This is a genomic window from Pseudoalteromonas rubra (genome assembly GCF_004212645.1).
GTDB lineage: Bacteria > Pseudomonadota > Gammaproteobacteria > Enterobacterales > Alteromonadaceae > Pseudoalteromonas > Pseudoalteromonas rubra_G.
The window spans coordinates 1-1,121 of record NZ_PPUZ01000086.1; the positions used below are offsets into that span (position 1 = coordinate 1).

General features: G+C 57.0%; 1 protein-coding gene. It reads right to left on the reverse strand.

Annotation, left to right across the window (positions count from 1 at the left end; genetic code table 11):
- On the reverse strand, positions 1 to 1,121 hold a 1,121-nt coding region (locus C3B51_RS21520), incomplete at both ends, for a condensation domain-containing protein (protein WP_240701947.1).

A 1,121-nucleotide genomic window follows, 5' to 3' on the forward strand; every position in this document is an offset into this window, starting at 1 on the left:
ACGTCCTTGATATGCGCCAGATAGGACTGAATATCTGTGTGTCCCGCGGTATTCACCCGCAACACCAGGGTATTCACAAAAAAGCCTATCAGCGGAGCAAGCTGCGCCTGCAAGCGGTTTGCCACCGGGGTGCCCACCACTATATCGTGACTGCCACTGTGCCTTGCCAATACCAGGCTAAGGATGCCATGCAGCAGCATAAACGGTGTGATGGCCAGACGCTGACACAGTCCTCTGAGCTGCTCGGCCAGTTCACTGTCCAGTGACTGGCTAAACAGCGCCCCCTCACTCGCTTGCTGACCCCTGGGTCTGTCCAGTGCCAGGCCATGAACCGGCGGCACTTCTGCCAGATGCGCCAGCCAGTAGTTCAGCTGGGTATCCAGCACCGGGCCTTGTAAATAGGTGCGCTGCCAGCGCGCATAGTCACCATACTGAATGTCCAGAGGCGCCAGCATCAGTGGCTCACCCGCACAGGCCTGACGATATAACTGACTAAATTCCTCGGCCAGTACCCCCATCGACCAGCCGTCCGAGGCGATATGGTGCATATTAAAAATCAGCACCCCTTGTTGTGGGCTCAGTGCCACCCAGGTTGCCCGAATGGGAATATCACAACTCAAGTCAAAGGCCTGCGATACCGTCCGTTCAATGGCCTCTTCGCAGGCCGCTTGTTGCGCCTGCGCCGACAACCCCTGCAAGTCTATGCGCTCGATAGTAAACGCCGCTTCAGCCTGGATCACCTGCTCCACCTCTTGTCCGTCATAATGATATACGGTGCGCAAAATTTCATGCCGTGCAATCATGTAGCTGAGCGCCTGCTCCGCACATCCTGGCTCAAACGGGCCGTGCAAACGCAGTACCATAGGCAGGTTGTAATTGGTCGAAACCCCGGATTGCAGCTGGTCAATAAACCACAGCCGCTGCTGAGAAAAGGATAACGGGGCGCGACTGTTGGGGCCATGCGAGATGATTGACGGGCGCGCCGGCGTTGTCTCCTGGCGGCTCAATTCATCTGCCAGTGCCTTGATGCTTGGCTGGTCAAACAACTGTTTAATGGTCAGCTCGCGGCCCAATTGTTCGCGGATCCGCGCAATCAGACGCACCGCCAACAAAGAGTGCCC